Source organism: Frigoribacterium sp. CFBP9030, assembly GCF_034045195.1.
Lineage (GTDB): Bacteria > Actinomycetota > Actinomycetes > Actinomycetales > Microbacteriaceae > Frigoribacterium.
The window spans coordinates 477,935-498,347 of sequence record NZ_JAXCWG010000001.1; the positions used below are offsets into that span (position 1 = coordinate 477,935).

Annotated in this window: 21 protein-coding genes; 20 read left to right on the forward strand and 1 reads right to left on the reverse strand. The window is 70.1% G+C overall.

Features of this window, described 5'->3' with window-relative positions; translation table 11 throughout:
* Positions 1 to 34: 34 nt before the first annotated feature.
* Entirely contained in the window at positions 35 to 403 is a 369-nt protein-coding gene (locus SOM13_RS02210) for a DUF1844 domain-containing protein (protein WP_243213761.1), read from the reverse strand.
* A 225-nt stretch (positions 404 to 628) separates the two neighbouring features.
* Between SOM13_RS02210 and infC the strand changes: the two genes are divergently transcribed.
* The 20 genes from infC (at position 629) to tyrS (ending at position 20,187) form a co-directional block, all read left to right on the forward strand.
* Complete coding sequence (gene infC / locus SOM13_RS02215) at positions 629 to 1,303, forward strand: translation initiation factor IF-3 (protein WP_243213760.1); 675 nt, start codon at positions 629 to 631, stop codon at positions 1,301 to 1,303.
* A gap of 3 nt (positions 1,304 to 1,306) precedes the next feature.
* Complete coding sequence (gene rpmI / locus SOM13_RS02220; RefSeq protein WP_043596704.1) at positions 1,307 to 1,501, forward strand: 50S ribosomal protein L35; 195 nt, start codon at positions 1,307 to 1,309, stop codon at positions 1,499 to 1,501.
* Positions 1,502 to 1,531: 30 nt separating this feature from the next.
* Complete coding sequence (gene rplT / locus SOM13_RS02225; protein WP_192060152.1) at positions 1,532 to 1,918, forward strand: 50S ribosomal protein L20; 387 nt, start codon at positions 1,532 to 1,534, stop codon at positions 1,916 to 1,918.
* Between the two features lie 96 nt (positions 1,919 to 2,014).
* Positions 2,015 to 2,839, forward strand: coding sequence for a TrmH family RNA methyltransferase (locus SOM13_RS02230; RefSeq protein ID WP_243213758.1), 825 nt, complete (start codon positions 2,015 to 2,017; stop codon positions 2,837 to 2,839).
* 110 nt (positions 2,840 to 2,949) lie between these two features.
* Complete coding sequence (locus tag SOM13_RS02235; protein ID WP_320478775.1) at positions 2,950 to 3,687, forward strand: amino acid ABC transporter ATP-binding protein; 738 nt, start codon at positions 2,950 to 2,952, stop codon at positions 3,685 to 3,687.
* Between the two features lie 98 nt (positions 3,688 to 3,785).
* The gene (locus SOM13_RS02240) at positions 3,786 to 4,655 is read left to right on the forward strand and encodes a glutamate ABC transporter substrate-binding protein (protein ID WP_192060154.1); all 870 of its coding nucleotides are present in this window, start codon (positions 3,786 to 3,788) and stop codon (positions 4,653 to 4,655) included.
* A gap of 100 nt (positions 4,656 to 4,755) precedes the next feature.
* The gene (locus SOM13_RS02245; protein WP_192060218.1) at positions 4,756 to 5,421 is read left to right on the forward strand and encodes an amino acid ABC transporter permease; all 666 of its coding nucleotides are present in this window, start codon (positions 4,756 to 4,758) and stop codon (positions 5,419 to 5,421) included.
* Positions 5,418 to 6,350 carry an amino acid ABC transporter permease gene (locus tag SOM13_RS02250; protein ID WP_192060155.1) on the forward strand — a complete coding sequence of 311 codons (933 nt, stop codon included), beginning with the start codon at positions 5,418 to 5,420 and terminating at the stop codon, positions 6,348 to 6,350. Before SOM13_RS02245 ends, SOM13_RS02250 begins: the two co-directional genes overlap by 4 nt.
* Before the next feature lie 86 nt (positions 6,351 to 6,436).
* Positions 6,437 to 7,477: a phenylalanine--tRNA ligase subunit alpha gene (pheS, locus tag SOM13_RS02255; protein ID WP_192060156.1), complete on the forward strand. Its 1,041-nt coding sequence runs from the start codon at positions 6,437 to 6,439 to the stop codon at positions 7,475 to 7,477.
* Positions 7,477 to 9,969, forward strand: coding sequence for a phenylalanine--tRNA ligase subunit beta (gene pheT, locus SOM13_RS02260; RefSeq protein ID WP_320478776.1), 2,493 nt, complete (start codon positions 7,477 to 7,479; stop codon positions 9,967 to 9,969). Before pheS ends, pheT begins: the two co-directional genes overlap by 1 nt.
* Before the next feature lie 58 nt (positions 9,970 to 10,027).
* Entirely contained in the window at positions 10,028 to 11,074 is a 1,047-nt protein-coding gene (gene argC / locus SOM13_RS02265; RefSeq protein WP_192060158.1) for an N-acetyl-gamma-glutamyl-phosphate reductase, read from the forward strand.
* A complete protein-coding gene (gene argJ / locus SOM13_RS02270; RefSeq protein ID WP_320478777.1) occupies positions 11,071 to 12,228 on the forward strand; it encodes a bifunctional glutamate N-acetyltransferase/amino-acid acetyltransferase ArgJ in 1,158 nt (385 codons plus the stop codon). The genes argC and argJ overlap by 4 nt, the downstream gene beginning before the upstream one ends.
* On the forward strand, positions 12,228 to 13,223 hold the full coding sequence (argB, locus tag SOM13_RS02275) for an acetylglutamate kinase (RefSeq protein ID WP_320478778.1): 996 nt from the start codon (positions 12,228 to 12,230) through the stop codon (positions 13,221 to 13,223). The genes argJ and argB overlap by 1 nt, the downstream gene beginning before the upstream one ends.
* Positions 13,224 to 13,225: 2 nt before the next feature.
* Positions 13,226 to 14,422 carry an acetylornithine transaminase gene (locus SOM13_RS02280; protein WP_320478779.1) on the forward strand — a complete coding sequence of 399 codons (1,197 nt, stop codon included), beginning with the start codon at positions 13,226 to 13,228 and terminating at the stop codon, positions 14,420 to 14,422.
* Positions 14,419 to 15,339: an ornithine carbamoyltransferase gene (gene argF, locus SOM13_RS02285; protein WP_320478780.1), complete on the forward strand. Its 921-nt coding sequence runs from the start codon at positions 14,419 to 14,421 to the stop codon at positions 15,337 to 15,339. Before SOM13_RS02280 ends, argF begins: the two co-directional genes overlap by 4 nt.
* Before the next feature lie 112 nt (positions 15,340 to 15,451).
* Positions 15,452 to 16,651 carry an argininosuccinate synthase gene (locus SOM13_RS02290; RefSeq protein WP_192060163.1) on the forward strand — a complete coding sequence of 400 codons (1,200 nt, stop codon included), beginning with the start codon at positions 15,452 to 15,454 and terminating at the stop codon, positions 16,649 to 16,651.
* Positions 16,651 to 18,099, forward strand: coding sequence for an argininosuccinate lyase (argH, locus tag SOM13_RS02295; RefSeq protein ID WP_320478781.1), 1,449 nt, complete (start codon positions 16,651 to 16,653; stop codon positions 18,097 to 18,099). The genes SOM13_RS02290 and argH overlap by 1 nt, the downstream gene beginning before the upstream one ends.
* Positions 18,096 to 18,227: a hypothetical protein gene (locus SOM13_RS02300; RefSeq protein WP_320478047.1), complete on the forward strand. Its 132-nt coding sequence runs from the start codon at positions 18,096 to 18,098 to the stop codon at positions 18,225 to 18,227. The genes argH and SOM13_RS02300 overlap by 4 nt, the downstream gene beginning before the upstream one ends.
* Positions 18,228 to 18,231: 4 nt before the next feature.
* Entirely contained in the window at positions 18,232 to 18,855 is a 624-nt protein-coding gene (locus SOM13_RS02305; protein ID WP_320478782.1) for a DNA-3-methyladenine glycosylase, read from the forward strand.
* An 18-nt stretch (positions 18,856 to 18,873) separates the two neighbouring features.
* Entirely contained in the window at positions 18,874 to 20,187 is a 1,314-nt protein-coding gene (gene tyrS / locus SOM13_RS02310) for a tyrosine--tRNA ligase (RefSeq protein ID WP_320478783.1), read from the forward strand.
* The last annotated feature ends 226 nt before the right edge of the window (positions 20,188 to 20,413 follow it).

A 20,413-nucleotide genomic window follows, 5' to 3' on the forward strand; every position in this document is an offset into this window, starting at 1 on the left:
TCCGACCCGGCGGGACTGCGGCAGGAGGCGCGGTCTAGTTGACCGGCCCCGTGAACTTCTCGCCGGGTCCCTGGCCGATGGGGTCGGGGAACGCCGACGCCTCACGGAAGGCCAGCTGCAGCGACCGCAGCCCGTCGCGGAGGGCGCGGGCGTGCTGATCGCCGATCTCGGGTGCGCTGGCCGTGATCAGGCCGGCCAACGAGGTGATGAGCTTGCGGGCCTCGTCGAGGTCGGTCTGGGCGCGCGGGTCGTCGGCGAGCCCGACCTTCACGGCGGCCGCGCTCATCAGGTGCACGGCGACGGTGTTGATCACCTCCACGGCGTTCACGTCGGCGATGTCGCGTGCCTCGTCGCCGGGGGCGGAGAAGGCGAAGTCGGGGGAGTGCTCGGGGGTGTGGCTCACGTGAAGATCCTCTGCTAAGCTCGTCGAGGCTCCGAAGCATCTGCTTCGGTGCGAAAGTGGAGATTCTCCCACCCGCGCTTGACCGTTCGATTAGGTTACCGGGTTGTTGGTACCCCGCCGATCCTCCTCGAGGGTCGGCAGCCAGGGTGCAGCGATGTTCCGTCGCACCATCCGAGCACGACGTTCGGATGGCGCAGCGCGTCGCGAAACTCCTCTTTCCCTGCCGTGACCACCGGTCCGGCGGGTGACGAAGCAACGACAGAGGAGTTCCGCATCAGCGATCCCCGTACGAACGACCGTATCCGCGTCCCCGAGGTCCGCCTCGTCGGACCTGCCGGAGAACAGGTCGGTGTCGTCCCCATCGCCATGGCCCTGCGTCTCGCAGCAGAGGCCGAACTCGACCTGGTCGAGGTGGCCCCCAACTCGAAGCCTCCCGTGGCCAAGATCATGGATCACGGAAAGTTCAAGTACGAGGCTGCGCAGAAGGCGAAGGAGGCTCGTCGCAACCAGGCGAACACCATCCTCAAAGAGGTGCGTTTCCGTCTGAAGATCGACAAGCACGACTACGAGACCAAGCGCAAGCGCGCCGAGGGCTTCCTCCAGGGCGGCGACAAGGTCAAGGCCATGATCCTGTTCCGCGGTCGCGAGCAGTCGCGTCCCGACCAGGGCGTCCGTCTCCTCCAGCGCTTCGCCGAAGACGTCTCCGAGTGGGGCAGCGTCGAGTCGACCCCCACCATCGACGGCCGCAACATGGTCATGGTGATCGGGCCGCACAAGAACAAGTCCGAGGCCAAGGCCGAGGCAGAAGCTCGCAAGGTGGCCAACAAGGCGCCGAAGCACCCGACGTCCGACGAGGTTCCGGCCGACGCACCGGCGGAACCGACAGAAGAAAGTAAGTAAGACATGCCCAAGCAGAAGACCCACTCCGGCGCCAAGAAGCGCTTCAAGGTCACCGGTTCCGGCAAGATCATGAAGCAGCAGGCCGGCATGCGACACAACCTCGAGGTGAAGAGCGCCAAGCGCAAGGCTCGCCTGAACCAGGACCAGGTGCTCGCCCCCGCCGACGCCAAGGTCGCCAAGAAGCTTCTCGGTCACTGACCGCTGACACGAACGTAGAGGAACAAGAAAATGGCAAGAGTCAAGAGAGCGGTCAACGCCGCCAAGAAGCGTCGTGTGATCCTCGAGCGTGCCGAGGGTTACCGCGGTCAGCGTTCGCGCCTGTACCGCAAGGCCAAAGAGCAGGTCACCCACTCGCTCGTCTACTCGTACCGCGACCGTCGCGCCCGCAAGGGTGAGTTCCGCCGTCTGTGGATCCAGCGCATCAACGCCGCGTCGCGTCAGAACGGCCTGACCTACAACCGCCTCATCCAGGGTCTGTCCCTGGCCGGCGTCGAGGTCGACCGCCGCATCCTGGCCGAGCTGGCCGTCAACGAGCCCGCCACCTTCGCCGGCCTCGTCGCCACCGCGAAGGCCGCGCTGCCCGCCGACACCTCGGCTCCCAAGGCTGCCGCGTAGTCACCAGCGCCACTGCACCACCCCGGCCCGGACGGTCTCACCGTCCGGGCCGTCGTGCGTCCCGGCTCCCGAGGCCGGGTGAGGCATAGTGGGGGAGTGAGCACCTCCCTCCTCGACAATCCCCGATCGCCCCGCGTCCGCGCCGTGGCGAAGCTGGCCAAGCGCGACGCGCGCACCGACACCGGGTCGTTCCTGCTCGAGGGCCCCCAGGCGGTGTCCGAGGCCCTCGCGTTCCGGCCCGAACTGCTCGTCGATCTCTTTGCGACGCCGACGGCGCTCGAGCGTCATCCGCAGGTGGGTGCGGCCGCCCGCGAGGCCGAGCTCGAGATCGAGTTCGTCAGCGAGGCGGTCATCGCCGCGATGTCCGACACGGTGACCCCTCAGGGCATCATCGCCGTCTGCCGCCAGTTCCCGACCGCCGTCAAAGACGTCTTCGCCGACACGGGCGACGGCGGCCCCCGTCTGATCGCCATCCTCGAAGAGGTCCGCGATCCGGGCAACGCCGGCACGATCATCCGTGCGGCCGACTCCGCCGGCGCGGACGCGGTCATCATGACCGGTCGGAGCGTCGACCTCTACAACCCCAAGGTGGTCCGCGCGACGACGGGCTCGCTCTTCCACGTGCCGGTCGCCGTCGGCGCCGATCTCGCGTCCGTGGTGGCGCGCTGCGCCGAGGCGGGCATCCAGGTGCTGGCCGCCGACGTCAAGGGCGACGACCTGCTCGCGGTGCGCAGCGAGGGCGTCCTCTCGGCCCCGACGGCCTGGCTCTTCGGCAACGAGGCCAGAGGGCTGACCGACGACGACCTCAAGCTGGCCGACCGTGCCGTCGTCGTTCCGATCTACGGGCACGCCGAGTCGATGAACCTCTCCACCGCGGCCTCCGTCTGCCTCTACGAGAGCGCCTTCGCGCACCGGAGCTGACCTGCAGGAGGCGCGGGTCGCCTCGACAGGCGCCCGCCCGTGTCGTTTCGATCGCGTTACGAATCCGCTGTGAATTTGCGCCCGTCAGACCCACCTGTTTGTGTGGTCGCATGGAACCCCTCGTCGTCGTCGACCACGTCAACAAGCACTTCGGTGAACTGCACGTCCTGAAGGACATCACGACGACGGTCTCCCGGGGTGAGGTGGTCGTGGTCATCGGGCCGAGCGGTTCGGGCAAGTCGACGCTGTGCCGGGCCATCAACCGGCTCGAGACGATCGACGACGGCACGATCTCGATCGACGGCACGCGCCTCCCCGAAGAGGGCTCCGAGCTCGCGCGTCTGCGGGCCGACGTCGGCATGGTCTTCCAGAGCTTCAACCTCTTCGCGCACAAGACGGTGCTCGAGAACGTCACGCTGGGCCAGATCAAGGTCCGCAAGCGCAGCAAGGCCGAGGCCGAGAAGCGGGCGATAGAGCTCCTCGAGCGCGTCGGCGTGGCGAACCAGGCTCAGAAGATGCCCTCGCAGCTCTCGGGCGGTCAGCAGCAGCGGGTGGCGATCGCCCGCGCCCTCGCGATGGATCCGAAGGTGATGCTCCTCGACGAGCCGACCAGCGCGCTCGACCCCGAGATGATCACCGAGGTCCTCGACGTCATGGTGCAGCTGGCCAAAGACGGCATGACGATGATCGTCGTCACCCACGAGATGGGCTTCGCCCGCAAGGCGGCCGATCGGGTCGTCTTCATGGCCGACGGCGAGATCGTCGAAGAGAGCACCCCCGAGCAGTTCTTCACCGCGCCGACGTCAGATCGGGCGCGCGACTTCCTGTCGAAGATCCTCACCCACTGATCGACAGACCCCGTCGTCGCCGCGTGTCCGTCCTGCGGCCCGACCCCGGAGCCCCCGTCCGCCGATCGGCGTCCGGGTCACACAGCAAGGAGAACAGAATGCGACTCAGTAGAGGTTTCGTAGCCGTAGCCGCAGCAGCCGTCACGGTGCTCGGCCTGTCGGCCTGCACCGACTCGGCCGCCCCCGACAGCGCCGTCGAGGTCGAAGAGGTCTCCGACTTCGAAGACGGCACGACGATGGCCCGCCTCGCCGAGGCCGGCGAGATCACCATCGGCACCAAGTTCGACCAGCCCCTGTTCGGCCTCGACGACGGCTCCGGCAACCCGCAGGGCTTCGACGCCGAGATCGGCAAGCTCGTCGCAGCCAAGCTGGGCATCCCCGCCGACGGCATCACCTGGGTCGAGACGGTGTCCGCCAACCGCGAGCCCTTCATCCAGAACGGCGACGTCGACCTCGTCATCGCGACCTACACGATCAACGACGAGCGCAAGAAGGTCGTCTCGTTCGCCGGTCCCTACTACCAGGCCGGCCAGGACCTGCTGGTGCTCGAGGGCAACCCCGACGGCATCGAGGGCGCCGAAGACCTCGAGGGCAAGGCCGTCTGCACGGTCAGCGGCTCGACCAGCGAGGCCAACATCGCCGAGTACACGGACGACATCATCGCGACCGACACGTACTCGAACTGCCTCGAGCCCCTCCGCACCGGCGCGGTCGCGGCCGTGACGACCGACAACGTGATCCTGGCCGGTCTCGCCGACCAGAACGAGGGCGAGTTCGAGGTCGTCGGCGAGCCCTTCACCGAGGAGCCCTACGGCATCGGTCTGGCGCTCGACGACACCGACTTCCGCATGTTCATCAACGACACCCTCGAAGAGGCCGAAGACGACGGCACCTGGGACGAGCTCTGGGAGTCCACGGCGGGCGCCGTGCTCGAGACGCCCGAGCCCCCGGCGATCGACCGCTACTAGTCACCACCCCGGTGGGCACCGCGGCGCGACCCGCCCGCGGTGCCCACCACCGCCTCCTGCCCTCTCGGCAGCCCTCTGACCTGGAGTCCCGGTGAACCCCTTGGACGTCATCCCCGGCTTCGACGCCGTGACCGAGAACTGGCCCCGCTTCTGGGGCGGGTTCGTCACGACGCTGCAGCTGCTGGCACTGTCCGCCGTCGGCGCGATCGTGATCGGCTTCGTCGTCGCGGCCCTCCGCATCTCGCCGGTCGCCTCGTTCCGGGTCTTCGCCACGGTCTACACCGAGGCGATCCGCAACATCCCCCTGACTCTCGTGCTGTTCTTCTGCGCGTTCGTCCTGCCCTACCTCGGCGTCGGGATCGGCTACTTCCCGCTCGCGGTGGTGGGTCTCACGCTCTACACGTCGCCGTTCGTCGCCGAAGCAGTCCGCTCCGGTGTGAACGGCGTGCCGGTCGGGCAGGCCGAGGCGGCCCGCAGCATCGGCCTCGGCTTCGGCCAGACGCTCAGCCTCGTGATCATGCCGCAGGCGATCCGCATGGTCATCCCGCCGCTGATCAACGTGCTCATCGCCCTCACGAAGAACACCTCGGTCGCCGGCGGCTTCTTCGTCGCAGAGCTGTTCGCGGCCGGCCGGTTCATCGCCAACGACCGGGGCGACGCGGTCATCACGACGCTCGTGTCCGTCGCCGTGTTCTATCTGGTGGTCACCATCACGCTGGGCCGCGTCGCGGCCCTCGTCGAGAAGAAGGTCGCGGTCCTGCGATGAGCACGAACGTCCTCTACGACGCCCCCGGTCCCAAGGCCCGCCGCACGTCGCGCATCATCTCGGTGGTCGGCGTCGTCCTGGTGCTGGCCCTGGTCGCGTACCTCGTCTACCTGCTCGGGCGCCCGCGCATCAGCGCGAACGGCGCCGTCACGGCGAGCGTGCTCGACCCGTCGCGCTGGGACATCATCCTCGACCGCAACCTGTGGCGGAACATCGCGGGCGGCTGGCTCGCGACCGTGCGGGCCGCTGCGGTGGCGTCCGTCCTGGCCGTCGCCATCGGCGTCCTGTTCTCGTTCCTCCGCACGGCGCGCACCGCCTGGGTGCGGGTTCCGACGACGATCGTCCTCGAATTCTTCCGCGGCATGCCCGTGCTGCTGATGATGCTGTTCATCCTCCTCGTCTTCTCGACGGGAGCCTTCTGGGCGGTCGTCGCCGCACTCGCCGTCTACAACGGCGCCCTCATCGGCGAGGCTCTCCGCTCGGGCATCGCCGCCCTGCCGAAGGGGCAGCGCGAGGCGGGTCTCGCCATCGGCCTCTCGCCCGTGCGCACCCGCTTCGCGATCGAGTTCCCGCAGGCGTTCCGCCAGATGCTGCCGATCATCCTGGCGCAGCTGGTGGTGCTCCTGAAAGACACGTCGCTCGGCTACATCGTCGGCTACGTCGAGCTGACGCGTCGGGGTCTGAACCGTCTCGGCACCTCGTACGGCAGCAACTACACCTTCACCCTCTTCGCCGTGGTGCTCGTCGTGTACCTGCTGACGAACCTCGCGTTCTCTTACGTCGTCCGGATCGTCGACCGGCGGACGGGTCGCCGCGGCGTGATGAAGAAGCCCCGCGGCGGCGGGCTCGGCGGTCCCGGCCTGCTGGCGCGCGCCGGGCGTCCGTCCGTCGACGCGACGACGGGCGGCTCGCAGACCACATCGACCTGACCCGGTCCTCCCTGCACCCCCTCTCGCCTCCCCGGAGCGCCGAGGAGGTGCGGGTCGCCTCCCGACGATCGCTAAGCTTGGTTCTCGTGTCAGACACCGTCCCCATCTCCGAAGACGCCGTCGCGTCGGCGGTCGACTCCGCCCTGGTCGCCATCTCGACCGCGGCGTCCGTCGCCGAGCTCAAGACCGCACGCTCGCAGCACACGGGTGAGGCGTCCGTCCTGGCGCGGATGAACGCCGGGATGCGCGATCTGCCGAACGACCAGAAGGCCGCGGCGGGCAAGCTCGTCGGCCAGGCCAGGGGACGGGTCAACCAGGCCGTGGCCACCCGCGAGGCCGAGCTGGTCGAGCTCGAAGAGACTGCTCGGCTGGCCGACGAGACCGTCGACGTCTCCGCCCTGCCGTCTCGTCGCCGGGTGGGGTCGCGTCACCCGCTGGCCCTCCTGCAAGAGACCATGGTCGACCTCTTCGTCGCCATGGGCTGGGAGGTCTCCGAGGGCCCAGAGCTAGAGCACGAGTGGTTCAACTTCGACGCGCTGAACTTCGACGCCGACCACCCGGCGCGCGCCATGCAAGACACCTTCTTCGTCGATCCCGTCGACGAGCACCTGCTGCTCCGCACGCACACGTCGCCGGTGCAGATCCGCACGCTGCTCTCCAAGCAGCTGCCGGTCTACAACGTCGCGACCGGCCGTGTGTTCCGCACCGACGAGCTCGATGCGACGCACACGCCGGTCTTCACGCAGATCGAGGGCATCGCCATCGACCGGGGGCTCACCATGGCGAACCTCCGCGGCACCCTCGAGCACCTCGCGCGCTCGATGTTCGGCGACGAGGCGCAGATCCGCCTCCGTCCGAACTACTTCCCCTTCACCGAGCCGAGCGCCGAGATGGACGTCTGGCAGCCGAACGCCAAGGGCGGGGCGCGCTGGGTCGAGTGGGGCGGCTGCGGCATGGTCAACCCGAACGTGCTGCGGGCCGCGGGCATCGACCCCGACGTCTACCAGGGCTTCGCCTTCGGGATGGGCATCGAGCGCACCCTGCAGTTCCGCAACGACCTCAACGACATGCGCGACATGGTCGAGGGCGACGTCCGTTTCAGCGAGCAGTTCGGGATGGTGGTCTGATGCGGGTACCGATCAGTTGGCTGGGCGAATGGGTCGACCTGCCGAGCGACGTCAGCCTCGAGCACGTCCACGCGGCGCTCGTGTCCGTCGGCTTCGAAGAGGAAGACGTGCACGTCGGCGACGTGACGGGTCCGCTCGTCGTCGGCCAGGTGCTCGAACTCGTGCCCGAGCCGCAGAAGAACGGCAAGACGATCAACTGGTGCCAGGTCGCCGTCGGTCCCGACGACGTCCGCGGCATCGTCTGCGGGGCGCACAACTTCGTCGCCGGCGACAAGGTCGTCGTGTCGTTGCCCGGTGCCGTGCTGCCCGGTCCGTTCCCGATCGCCGCCCGAAAGACCTACGGTCACGTGTCCGACGGCATGATCGCCTCGACGCGTGAGCTCGGTCTGGGCGACGAGCACGACGGCATCCTCCTGCTCTCGTCGCTCGGCCTCGACCCCGAGGTCGGCACGGACGCCATCGCGCTCCTCGGGCTCGACGAGGCCGCAGTCGAGATCAACGTCACCCCCGACCGCGGCTACGCGTTCAGCATCCGCGGCGTCGCCCGCGAGTACTCGCACGCCACGGGCGCGACGTTCCGCGACCCCGCCGCGGCCGTCTCGGTCGCACCGGGCGAGGGCTTCTCCGTCGAGGTCCGCGACGAGGCTCCCGTCCGAGGCGCCGCCGCCGTCTCGACCTTCGTCACGCGGGTCGTCCGAGGCGTCGACGCCTCGCGCGCCACCCCGCCGTGGATGTCCGCTCGGCTCCGTCTCGCCGGCGTCCGCAGCGTCTCGCTCCCGGTCGACGTCACGAACTACGTGATGCTCGAACTCGGTCAGCCCATCCACGGGTACGACCTCGCGACCCTCGACGGCGGGCTGACCGTCCGTCGTGCCGAGACCGGCGAGCAGCTCGAGACCCTCGACGGCAAGACGCGCGCGCTGCACCCCGAAGATCTCGTCATCGCCGACTCGACCGGGGCCGTCGGGCTCGCCGGGGTCATGGGCGGCGCCCGCACCGAGATCACGACCGCGACGACCGACGTCCTCATCGAGGCCGCCACGTTCGACCCGATCTCGATCGCCCGGTCCGCCCGTCGGCACAAGCTGCCGAGCGAGGCCTCGCGCCGCTTCGAGCGGGGCGTCGACCCCCGGGTCTCGGCGCCCGCCGCACAGCGCGTCGTCGACCTCCTCGTCGAATGGGGCGGCGGCACCGCCGACGCTCTGGGCTCCTCGCTCGACGCGACCGCTCCGCGAGCGGCCATCTCCCTGGGGGCCGAGCGCGCCTCCCGCCTGATCGGGGTCGACTACACGTCGACCGAGATCGTCGACGCGCTGACGTCGATCGGCGCCGAGGTCGTCCCGGCGGCCGACGGCTGGTCGGTCGCACCGCCGTCCTGGCGTCCCGACCTGGTCGACGCCGCGTCGCTGGTCGAAGAGGTCGCGCGCATCACCGGCTACGACCGCATCCCGTCCGTGCTGCCCGTCGCCCCTCCCGGGCGGGGTCTCACGCGTGAGCAGAAGCTGCGCCGTCAGGTGTCGTCGTCGCTCGCCGCCGCGGGGTCCACCGAGGTCGCGGCCTACCCGTTCGTCAGCTCCGCGCAGAACGCCGCCTTCGGCGGTCTCGACGGTGCGGGCGGCCCCGGTGTCCGGCTCGCCAATCCGCTCGACGTCGCCGCGCCCGAGCTGCGTCGCTCGCTCGTCCCGGGTCTGCTCGAGATCGCCCGACGCAACTCGTCACGCGGGCTCGTCGACCTGTCGCTGTTCGAGACCGGCACCGTCTTCCTGCCGGAGGCCGACCGGGCCTACGGCACCGAGAGCGTGCCGCTCGGCGCCGAACGACCCTCCGTCGAGGTGCTCGCGTCGCTCGAGGCGAGCATCCCGCGTCAGCCCCGGCACCTGGCCGTGCTCGCGCTCGGCCAGGCGATCGACCGCCAGCCCGGTCAGGCCGCCCTCCCGGCGTCCCTCGCCGACGTGCTCGACGATCTCCGCGTCGCCGTCCGTGCAGCGGGTGCCGAGGCCGTCTTCCGTCAGGGTTCGCACCCGTCGCTGCACCCCGGTCGCACGGCCGAGGTCGTCGTGGCCGGCGAGGTCGTCGGTCACGCCGGCGAGCTGCTGCCCCAGCGTGCGGCGGACCTCGATCTGCCCCGGGTCGTCGCCGTCGGCGAGATCGACCTCGACCGGGTCATCGCCCTCGCCGACGTCGAGCTGCAGCCGACCCCGATCTCGTCGTTCCCCGCCGCCACGCAAGACCTCTCCCTCGTCGTCGCCGAAGACGTCTCGGCGGGCGAGGTCCTCTCCGCCGTCCGCGAGGGCGCCGGTGCGCTGCTCGAGACGGTCCGTCTCGTCGACGACTACCGCGGCGCGGGGCTGCCCGACGCCTCGAAGTCGTTGACCTTCGCCCTGCGATTCCGGTCCGACGACCGCACCCTGACGGCCGCCGAGGCGACCGAGGCCAAGCAGGGCGCCGTCCGTCTGGCCGGCGAGCGATTCGGGGCGGCGCTCCGCGACTGACACTCGCCAGGCGTCGCCGCCCCCGATCCTCGACCGAATCGAACATTAGGGTGGACCCATGCCTCATTCCGTTGCCGTCGCCGGCGCCAGCGGCTACGCCGGCGGCGAGCTGCTCCGGCTCCTCGCCGCGCATCCCGACTTCGAGGTGCGCACCGTCACGGCGTTCCAGAACGCCGGGCAGCCGCTCATCGCGCTGCAACCCCAGCTGCGCTCGCTCGCGCACCTGACCCTCGTCGAGACGACGGCCGAGAACCTCGCCGGTCACGACGTCGTGTTCCTCGCCCTGCCTCACGGCAAGTCCGGGGCCATCACGGCCGAGTTGCCCGCCGAGACGCTCGTCATCGACTGCGGTGCCGACCATCGCCTCACCGACGAGGCCGACTGGGCCCGGTTCTACGGCACCGAGTTCTACGGGGCGTGGGCCTACGGTCTCCCCGAGCTCGTCCACGCCGACGGCACGCGGCAGCGCGAGGCGCTCGTCGGCGAGCGTCGCATCGCGGCGCCCGGCTGCAACGTGACCGCGATCACCCTGGCTCTCGCTCCGGCGGTCCGTGCCGGTCTCGTCGAGAGCACCGACATCGTCTCCGTGCTCGCCGTCGCGCCCTCGGGCGCGGGCAAGGCTCTGAAGCCGCACCTCCTCGCCGGCGAGATCCTCGGTTCGGCGTCGGCCTACGGGGTGGGCGGCACCCACCGCCATGTGCCCGAGATCCAGCAGAACCTCCGCGTCGCCGGCGCCACCGAGGTGAGCATCTCGTTCACCCCCGTCCTCGTGCCGATGTCGCGGGGCATCCTGGCGACCTCGACGGCCACGCTGGCTCCCGGCGTGAGCGAGAGCGACGTGCGCGCCGCGTACGAGATCGCCTACGCCGACGAGCCGTTCGTGCACCTCCTGCCCGCGGGCGAGTTCCCGCGCACGGCCGACACCGTCGGCGCCAACACCGCCCTCATCGGACTCGCGGTCGACGTCGACGCCGACCGGCTGGTCGTGGTCAGCGCCATCGACAACCTGGCGAAGGGCACCGCGGGCGCCGCGGTGCAGTCCGCCAACATCGCCCTCGGTCTCCCCGAGACCGCGGGCCTCACCGTGAACGGAGTGGCACCGTGAGCGTCACCGCAGCCCAGGGATTCGTCGCCGCCGGTGTCACGGCGGGCCTCAAGACGAGCGGTCGACCCGATGTCGCCCTCGTCGTCAACCGCGGGCGCCGCAAGAGCGCGGCGGCGGTCTTCACCAGCAACCGGGCCAAGGCCCACCCCGTGCTCTGGTCGCAGCAGGTGGTCGGCGACGGCGTCGCCGAGGCCGTCGTGCTGAATTCAGGAGGCGCGAACTGCTTCACGGGTCCGTTCGGCTTCCAGACGACGCACGCCACCGCCGAGACGGTCGCGGAGGCGCTCGGCGTGTCGGCCGGCGACGTCGTGGTGTGCTCGACGGGTCTCATCGGCGTCGGCGATCAGGTCTTCCGCGACAAGGTCCTCTCCGGCTCGATCGCCGCGGCGTCGGCGCTGACGGCCGACGGCGGCCTCGACGCGGCGACGGCGATCATGACGACCGACACGAAGCCGAAGCAGGCCGTGGTGGCTGGTGACGGCTGGGTGGTCGGTGGCATGGCGAAGGGGGCCGGCATGCTGGCACCGGGTCTGGCGACCATGCTCGTCGTCCTCACGACCGACGCCGACGTCGACCACGGCGGGTTGGACGACGCGCTCCGCTCGGCGACGCGGGTCACCTTCGACCGGCTCGACTCCGACGGCTGCATGTCGACCAACGACACCGTGTTGCTCCTCGCCAGCGGCGAGTCGGGCGTCGTCCCCGATGCAGAGGAGTTCCGGGCTGCGGTGACGGAGCTCTGCGCCGACCTCGCCGAGCAGCTGCAGGCCGACGCCGAGGGCGCCTCGCACGACATCCGCATCGAGATCGTCGGGGCCGCGAGCGACGACGACGCCGTCGAGGTCGGGCGCTCGATCGCCCGCAACAACCTCTTCAAGGCCGCGGTCTTCGGCAACGATCCGAACTGGGGCCGCGTCCTTGCGGCGATCGGGACGACCTCGGCCGAGTTCGATCCCTACGACGTCGACGTCTCCATGAACGGCGTCCGCGTCTGCCACGCGGGGGCGCCCGATCGACCGAGCGACGCCGTCGACCTGACGGCGCGCGCCGTCCACGTGCTCGTCGACCTCCGGTCGGGCGGCCACGAGGCGACGATCCTCACGAACGACCTCACGCACGACTACGTGCACGAGAACAGCGCGTACTCCAGCTGATGGCCGTCTCCGACGTGGTGCACAGCGACGAGCAGGAGCTCGCGGCCGTCAAGGCCGCCACCCTGATCGAGTCGCTGCCCTGGCTCAAGCGCTTCTCCGGCACGGTGGTCGTCGTCAAGTTCGGCGGCAACGCCATGGTCGACGACGCCCTCAAGCGGGCCTTCGCCGAGGACATGGTCTACCTCCGCTACGCGGGGCTCTTCCCGGTTGTCGTGCACGGAGGGGGGCCGCAGATCTCGGCCGCGCTGGCGGCGGCCGGCATCCCGAGCGAGTTCCGCGGGGGCTACCGGTACACGAGCACCGAGGCGATCTCGGTCGTACGCGACGTCCTCGCCGGCGAGGTCAACCGAGAGATCGTCGACCTGATCAACGAGCACGGCGACCTCGCCCGCGGGGTGTCCGGCGAAGACAGCACGCTCTTCGAGGGGCGGCGCCGCGGTGTCGTCATCGACGGCCAGACGTTCGACCTCGGTCACGTCGGCGACATCACCGAGGTCGACCCGCGGGCGGTGCTCGACGAGATCGCGGCGGGTCGCATCCCGGTCGTGTCGTCGATCGCGACGAACGAGGCCCACCCCGACTCGGCGCTCAACGTCAACGCCGACGCGGCGGCGGGCGCCCTCGCCATCGCGCTCGGCGCGACGAAGCTCGTCATGCTGACCGACGTGCCGGGGCTCTACAGCGACTGGCCGAATCGCGAGTCGCTCGTGGCCGCGATCACCGTCTCGGCGCTCACCAATCTGCTGCCGTCGCTCGAGTCGGGCATGATCCCGAAGATGACGGCGTGCCTCGAGTCGGTCGTCGGCGGCGTCGGGGGAGCGACCATCATCGACGGGCGCATCCCCCACTCCATCCTCCTCGAGGTCTTCACCCAGCGCGGGTCGGGCACCGAGGTCATCCCCGACGACCGGGCGGCGTCGTACGGCGCGCCCGTCGTCACCTCCTCGAACACCCCCGCCGTCGACGACGGCACCGAGAAGAAAGGACAGTCGTGACCATGATCCAGACCCAAGGCGGTACCTGGCAGCGCCGATTCGGCGACTCGTTGATGGGCTCGCTGTCCACCCCGAAGGTGATGCTGTCGCACGGCGAGGGCTGCTCGGTGTTCGACGTCGAGGGCAAGCGCTATCTCGACTTCCTGGCCGGCATCGCCGTCAACGCGCTCGGTCACGCGCATCCGGCCCTGATCGAGGCCCTGTCGACCCAGGCCGCGTCGATCATCCACGTGTCGAACTACTTCGCGACCGAGCCGCAGCTCGAGCTGGCCGAGCGCCTCAAGCGGATCACGGGCGCCGGCGACGCCGGTCGTGTGTTCTTCGGCAACAGCGGCGCCGAGGCCAACGAGGCGGCCTTCAAGCTGGCCCGTCTCAATCGCGGTGACGGCTCGAAGACGCGCATCCTCGCGCTGCAGAACTCGTTCCACGGTCGCACGATGGGGTCGTTGGCGCTGACCGGCAAGCCGGCGCTCCGCGAGCCCTTCGAGCCGATGGTCGGCGGTGTCGAGCACATCGACAGCACCGTCGAGGCGCTCGAGGCGGCGTTCGACGATCACGTGGCCGCCCTGTTCGTCGAGCCGATCAAGGGCGAGGCGGGTGTCCTCGACCTGCCCGAGGGGTTCCTCGAGAAGGCCCGTGAGCTGTCGACTCGCCACGGCGCCCTGCTCGTCCTCGACGAGATCCAGACGGGTGTCGGTCGGACGGGCTCCTGGTTCGCCTTCCAGCAGTTCGACGTCGTCCCCGACGCGATCACAGTCGCCAAGGGGATCGCCGGCGGCGTGCCCATCGGTGCCCTCGTCACCTTCGGCGAGGCCTCGGCGCTCTTCGAGGCCGGGCAGCACGGCACGACGTTCGGCGGCAACCCGCTCGCCACCGCGGCCGCCAACGCCGTCCTCCGCGAGATCGAAGACTCTGGTCTCATCGTCAACGCGGTCGTCCAGGGCGAGCGCCTCCGGGCCGCGCTGGCGGCACTCGACTCGCCGCTCATCGGCGAGATCCGGGGGCGCGGTCTGCTCGTGGGCATCGGCCTGACGCAGCCCGTCGCGGCCGAGCTCGCCGCGGCCGCGCTCGACGCCGGCCTCATCATCAACGCTCCGAACGACTCGAGCATCCGACTCGCGCCGCCTCTCATCGTGGGCGACGCCGAGATCGACGAGTTCATCGCCCTCTTCGCCCCCGTCCTGAAAGGTCTCGCATGACCCGCCACTTCCTCCGCGACGACGACCTCAGCCCGAGCGAGCTGCTCGAGGTCCTCGACCTCGCCGACGAGCTCAAAGCCGACCGGTGGTCGCGTCGCCCCCTCGAGGGCCCGCAGACGGTCGCCGTCATCTTCGACAAGTCGTCGACCCGCACCCGGGTCTCGTTCGCGGTGGGCATCGCCGACCTCGGCGGGAGCCCGCTGATCATCGCGACGGCCAACAGTCAGCTCGGCGGTAAAGAGACCCCGTCCGACACCGCCCGTGTGCTCGAGCGGATGGTCTCCGCGATCGTCTGGCGCACCTACGCGCAGTCCGGTCTGGAGGAGATGGCGGAGGGGGCGACCGTCCCCGTCGTCAACGCGCTGAGCGACGACTTCCACCCCTGCCAGCTGCTCGCCGATCTGCAGACGATCCGCGAGAAGAAGGGCACGCTGGCCGGTCTGACGGTCGCCTTCGTGGGCGACGGCCGCTGCAACATGGGCCAGTCCTACCTCCTGGCCGGCGCGACGGCGGGCATGCACGTGCGGATCGGGGCCCCCGAGGGCTTCCAGCCCGACGAGGCCGTCGTCCGTGACGCCGAGCGCATCGCCGCCGCCACCGGCGGGTCCGTGCAGGTCACCTCCGACGTGCACGCGGCGGTCGCCGGGGCCGACGTCGTCGTCACCGACACCTGGGTGTCGATGGGCAAGGAGGACGAGAAGGAGGCGCGGGTCGCCGTCTTCGGCGGCTTCAAGGTCGATCGGGCCCTGATGGCCGAGGCCGACGACGACGCGATCTTCCTGCACTGCCTCCCCGCCGACCGCGGCTACGAGGTCGAGACGGAGGTCATCGACGGCCCGACCAGCGTCATCTGGGACGAAGCGGAGAACCGCGTCCACGCCCAGAAGGCACTGCTCACCTGGCTGCTCGAGCACTGACGCACAGGCTCCGAGCAGTCGCGGTCGCCCTGCGACCGCACCCCGAACATCCGGTGGCCCGGCACAGTCCGGGCCACCGGCCCCGCACCCCTCATACGAACCAAGGAGAACCATGACGGAACGCGTCGTCCTCGCATACTCAGGAGGCCTCGACACCTCGGTCGGCATCGGCTGGCTCGCCGACGCCACCGGCAAGGAGGTGGTGGCTCTGGCCGTCGACGTCGGACAGGGCGGTGAGGACATGAACGACATCCGTCAGCGCGCCCTCGACTGCGGCGCCGTCGAGTCGGTCGTCGTCGACGCCAAGGAGGAGTTCGGGCGCGACTACCTGATGCCCGCCCTCAAGGCGAACGCCATGTACCAGAAGACCTACCCGCTGGTGAGCGCCCTCAGCCGTCCGCTGATCGCCCGCCACCTGGCGCGCGTCGCGAAGGAGCTCGGCGCGGACAGCGTCGCCCACGGCTGCACCGGAAAGGGCAACGACCAGGTGCGCTTCGAGGCTGCGGTCGCCGCCCTCGCACCCGACCTGACGAGCATCGCGCCCGTCCGCGACCTCGCGCTGACCCGCGACAAGGCGATCGTCTACGCCGAGCAGCACAACCTGCCGATCCGTCAGAGCGCCGCGAACCCCTACTCGATCGACAAGAACGTCTGGGGACGCGCGGTCGAGACCGGGTTCCTCGAAGACCCGTGGAACCCGCCGATCGAAGACCTGTACGAGTACACGCAAGATCCGTCGGTCATCAAGCCCGCCGACGAGGTCGTCGTGACCTTCGAGGCCGGCATCCCGGTCGCCATCGACGGCGTCGCGTACACGCCGCTCGGCATCGTCGAGAAGATGAACGAGCTCGCCGGGGCCCACGGCGTCGGCCGCATCGACGTCGTGGAGGACCGCCTGGTCGGCATCAAGAGCCGTGAGGTCTACGAGGCTCCGGGGGCCGTCGCGCTCATCCAGGCGCACGAGGCCCTCGAGGCCCTCACTATCGAGCGCGATCTCGGCCGCTACAAGCGCGGCGTCGAGGCCGAGTGGTCGAACCTCGTCTACGACGGTCTGTGGTTCTCCGGCCTGAAGCGCTCGCTCGACGTCTTCATCGACGACACGCAGAAGTACGTGTCGGGCGACATCCGTCTCAAGCTGCAGGGCGGTCGTGCCGTCGTCACCGGTCAGAAGAGCGATTCGAGCCTCTACGACTTCGACCTCGCCACCTACGACACCGGCGACACGTTCGACCAGTCGCTCTCGAAGGGCTTCATCGAGATCTGGTCGCTGCCCAGCAAGATCTCGGCCCGCCGCGACCTGGCCCAGCAGTAGTGGCCGACGAGACGACGCCGAACCAGCGCGCAGGCGAGGCGGGCACCCTCTGGGGCGGCCGCTTCGCCTCCGGGCCCTCCGCCGAGCTCGCGGCGCTGAGCAGGTCGACGCAGTTCGACTGGCAGCTGGCGCCCTACGACATCGCCGGGTCACGGGCCCACGCTCGCGCCCTGGCCTCCGCGGGCTACCTGGGTGACGACGAGCTGACCGCCATGCTCGACGCGCTCGACCGGCTCGAGTCCGACGTCGCCGATCAGACGTTCGTCGCCGCGGACTCCGACGAAGACGTCCACTCGGCCCTCGAACGCGGTCTCATCGGCATCGCCGGGGTCGAGCTCGGCGGCCGTCTGCGGGCCGGTCGGAGCCGCAACGACCAGATCGCCACTCTCGTGCGGTTGTACCTGCGCGACCATGCCGCCACCATCTCGCGACTCGTCGTCGACCTGGTCGACGCCATCGCAGCTCAGGCGTCGGCCCACCCCACGGCGGTCATGCCCGGGCGCACGCATCTGCAGCACGCGCAGCCCGTCCTGCTCGCGCATCACCTCCTGGCCCACGCGTGGCCTCTCGTGCGCGATCTCGAGCGTCTCCGCGACTGGTCGCACCGTGCTTCGGCGTCGCCCTACGGGGCCGGCGCCCTGGCCGGCAGCTCGCTCGGTCTCGACCCTGATCAGGTCGCCCGCGATCTCGGCTTCGACCGCACGACCGAGAACTCGATCGACGCGACCGCCAGTCGTGACGTCGTCGCCGAGTTCGCCTTCGTCGCCGCGTCGATCGGCATCGACCTGTCTCGGTTGTCGGAGGAGATCATCCTCTGGTCGACGCGCGAGTTCGGCTTCGTCCGACTGCACGACGCGTTCTCGACCGGATCGTCGATCATGCCGCAGAAGAAGAATCCGGACATCGCCGAGCTCGCGCGCGGCAAGTCGGGTCGTCTGATCGGCAACCTGACGGGTCTCCTCGCGACGCTGAAGGGCCTGCCTCTCGCGTACAACCGCGATCTGCAAGAGGACAAAGAGCCGGTCTTCGACTCGGTCACCCAGCTCGAGGTGCTGCTCCCCGCGTTCACCGGTCTGGTCGCGACGCTGCAGTTCGACGAGCAGCGGATGGCCGAGCTGGCGCCGCAGGGCTTCTCGCTCGCCACCGACGTGGCCGAATGGCTGGTCCGTCAGGGCGTGGCCTTCCGTGACGCCCACGAGATCAGCGGCGAGCTGGTGCGCTTCTGCGAGCAGCACGGGCTCGAGCTGGACGAGCCGACCGACGAGCAGTACGCGTCGGTGTCCCCGCATCTCACCCCCGAGATCCGCCCGGTGCTGACCGTCGAGGGCTCCATCGCGAGTCGTCGCGGCACCGGAGGCACGGCACCCGAGCGCGTCGCCGAGCAGCTCGAGGCACTCACCGCGCGAGTCGCCGGGCTGGCCCGCGATCTCGACCCGAGGGCGTCGTGAGCGATCGACGCCCGTCCGAGCCGCGACGAGGGCGGGCCTGGTTGCTGCCCGTCGTGGTCGCGGTCAGCGTGGTGGTCCTCGTCGCCGTCGTCGTCATCGTGGTGACGACGGGTCAGGACTTCTTCTAGGCCCATGGAGTCGACCCCGGCGGACGACGCGACCCGTCTGCTGTCGGGGGCGGCCCTCGAGGTGGCGCCGCGCCTCCTCGGGGCCGTCGTCCGCCTCGGCGACGTGGCCGTCCGGCTGACCGAGGTCGAGGCCTACCTGGGGGTCGGCGACGACCCGGGTTCGCACGCCCACCGGGGGAGGACGGCTCGGAACTCGAGCATGTTCGGTCCGGCCGGCACGGTCTACGTGTACCTGTCGTACGGGATCCACCGCTGCGTCAACCTCGTCTGCGGCCCGGTCGGCGAGGCATCGGGTCTCCTCCTGCGGTCGGGGGAGGTCGTGGAGGGCGTCGACACGGCCCGGTCGAGACGGACGACGTCGCGCGGCGCGGTCGATCTCGCGAGGGGGCCGGGGAGGTTCGGGTCGGCTCTCGGAGTCGACCTCGCCGACGACGGCACCCGCCTCGGCGGAGGCCGGCTGTCGCTCGAGCTCCCATCCAGTCCGTCGCCCGTCGTCGAGACCGGGCCGCGTGTCGGGGTCGCGGGGGAGGGCGGGCACGAGAGCCGCCCCTGGCGGTTCTGGATCGCGGGGGATCCGACGGTGTCCGTCTACCGATCGGCCGCCAGGCGCACCGGTCGGCGGGGCTGACGCTGGTACCGTTCTCGGGTGACCAGTGAATCGACGGCAGACGTCCTGGCCGGCCAGCGAAACGACCCGACGTTCGACGACGTGTGGAGCGAGCTCGTCTGGCGGGGCCTCGTGCACGTCTCGACCGACGCCGACTCCCTCAAGACCCTGCTCGCCGGCCCGCCGATCACGTTCTACTGCGGTTTCGATCCGACCGCGCCGAGTCTCCACCTCGGGAACCTCGTGCAGCTCCTGACCATGCGCCGCCTCCAGCTGGCCGGTCACCGACCGCTGGGTCTGGTCGGCGGCTCGACCGGTCTGATCGGCGACCCGCGACCGACGGCCGAGCGCGTGCTGAAGACACCCGAGCAGACGGCCGAGTGGGTCGAGTCCATCCGCGCCCACGTGGTGAAGTTCCTCGAAGCCTCCGGTGACAACGGCCTGCGCGTGGTCAACAACCTCGACTGGACGGCGCCGCTCAGCGCCATCGAGTTCCTCCGCGACATCGGCAAGAACTTCCGGGTGAACACGATGCTGAAGAAGGATGCGGTGAGCGCCCGTCTGAACAGCGACGCCGGCATCAGCTACACCGAGTTCAGCTACCAGATCCTGCAGGGGCTGGACTTCCGCGAGCTGTACCGCGAGTACGACTGCGTGCTGCAGACCGGCGGCAGCGACCAGTGGGGCAACCTGACCAGCGGCACCGAGCTGATCCGTCGCACCGAGGGCGTCGCGGTGCACGCCATCGGCACGCCGTTGATCACCAACAGCGACGGCACGAAGTTCGGCAAGAGCGAAGGCAACGCCGTGTGGCTCGACCCCGAGCTCACCAGCCCCTACGCGATGTACCAGTTCTGGCTCAACACCGACGACTCCGACGTGGTGTCCCGACTCAAGGTCTTCACGTTCCTCGACCGGGCCGAGATCGAACGGCTCGAGACGGTCGTCGCCGAGCGTCCGTTCACCAGGGAGGCGCAGCGCACCCTGGCATGGGAGGTCACCCGGCTGGTCCACGGCGAATCCGCCGCGCAGTCGGCCATCGACGCGGCGGCCGCCTTGTTCGGCAACGGCGACCTCGGCGCCCTCGACGAGTCGACCCTTGTCAGCGCGATGGCCGAGCTGCCGTCCGCGGAGGTGGACGCCGACACGACAGTGGCGCGCGCTCTCGTCGAGACCGGTCTGGTCTCATCACTGGGTGCAGCCCGACGGGCTGCGACGGAGGGCGGTGTCTACCTGAACAACGAGCGGGTCACGGATGGCGACGCCCTGGTGGGCGAGACGCTGCTCGTCGGTCGACGAGCCATCCTGCGTCGCGGCAAGAAGACGCTCGCGGGTGTGAGCGTCCGCAGCTGACCGCATCGCCCCACGGACAGAGGCCCGCATCCCTTCCAGGGGATGCGGGCCTCTCGTGTTCTCCGCCCGAGCCCCCTGAACGGGCCCGAGGGAGGGGTCTGTCGCTGATCACGGTCGCCTCTGCGCGGCCGTGTGCGGCGTTCTGGGGCGGGATCGTGATGTTTCCGGGGTTTTCGGCGGCGACACGCCCGGGATGCGTGGAGGTTTGGACGTGTGGCGGATTGTC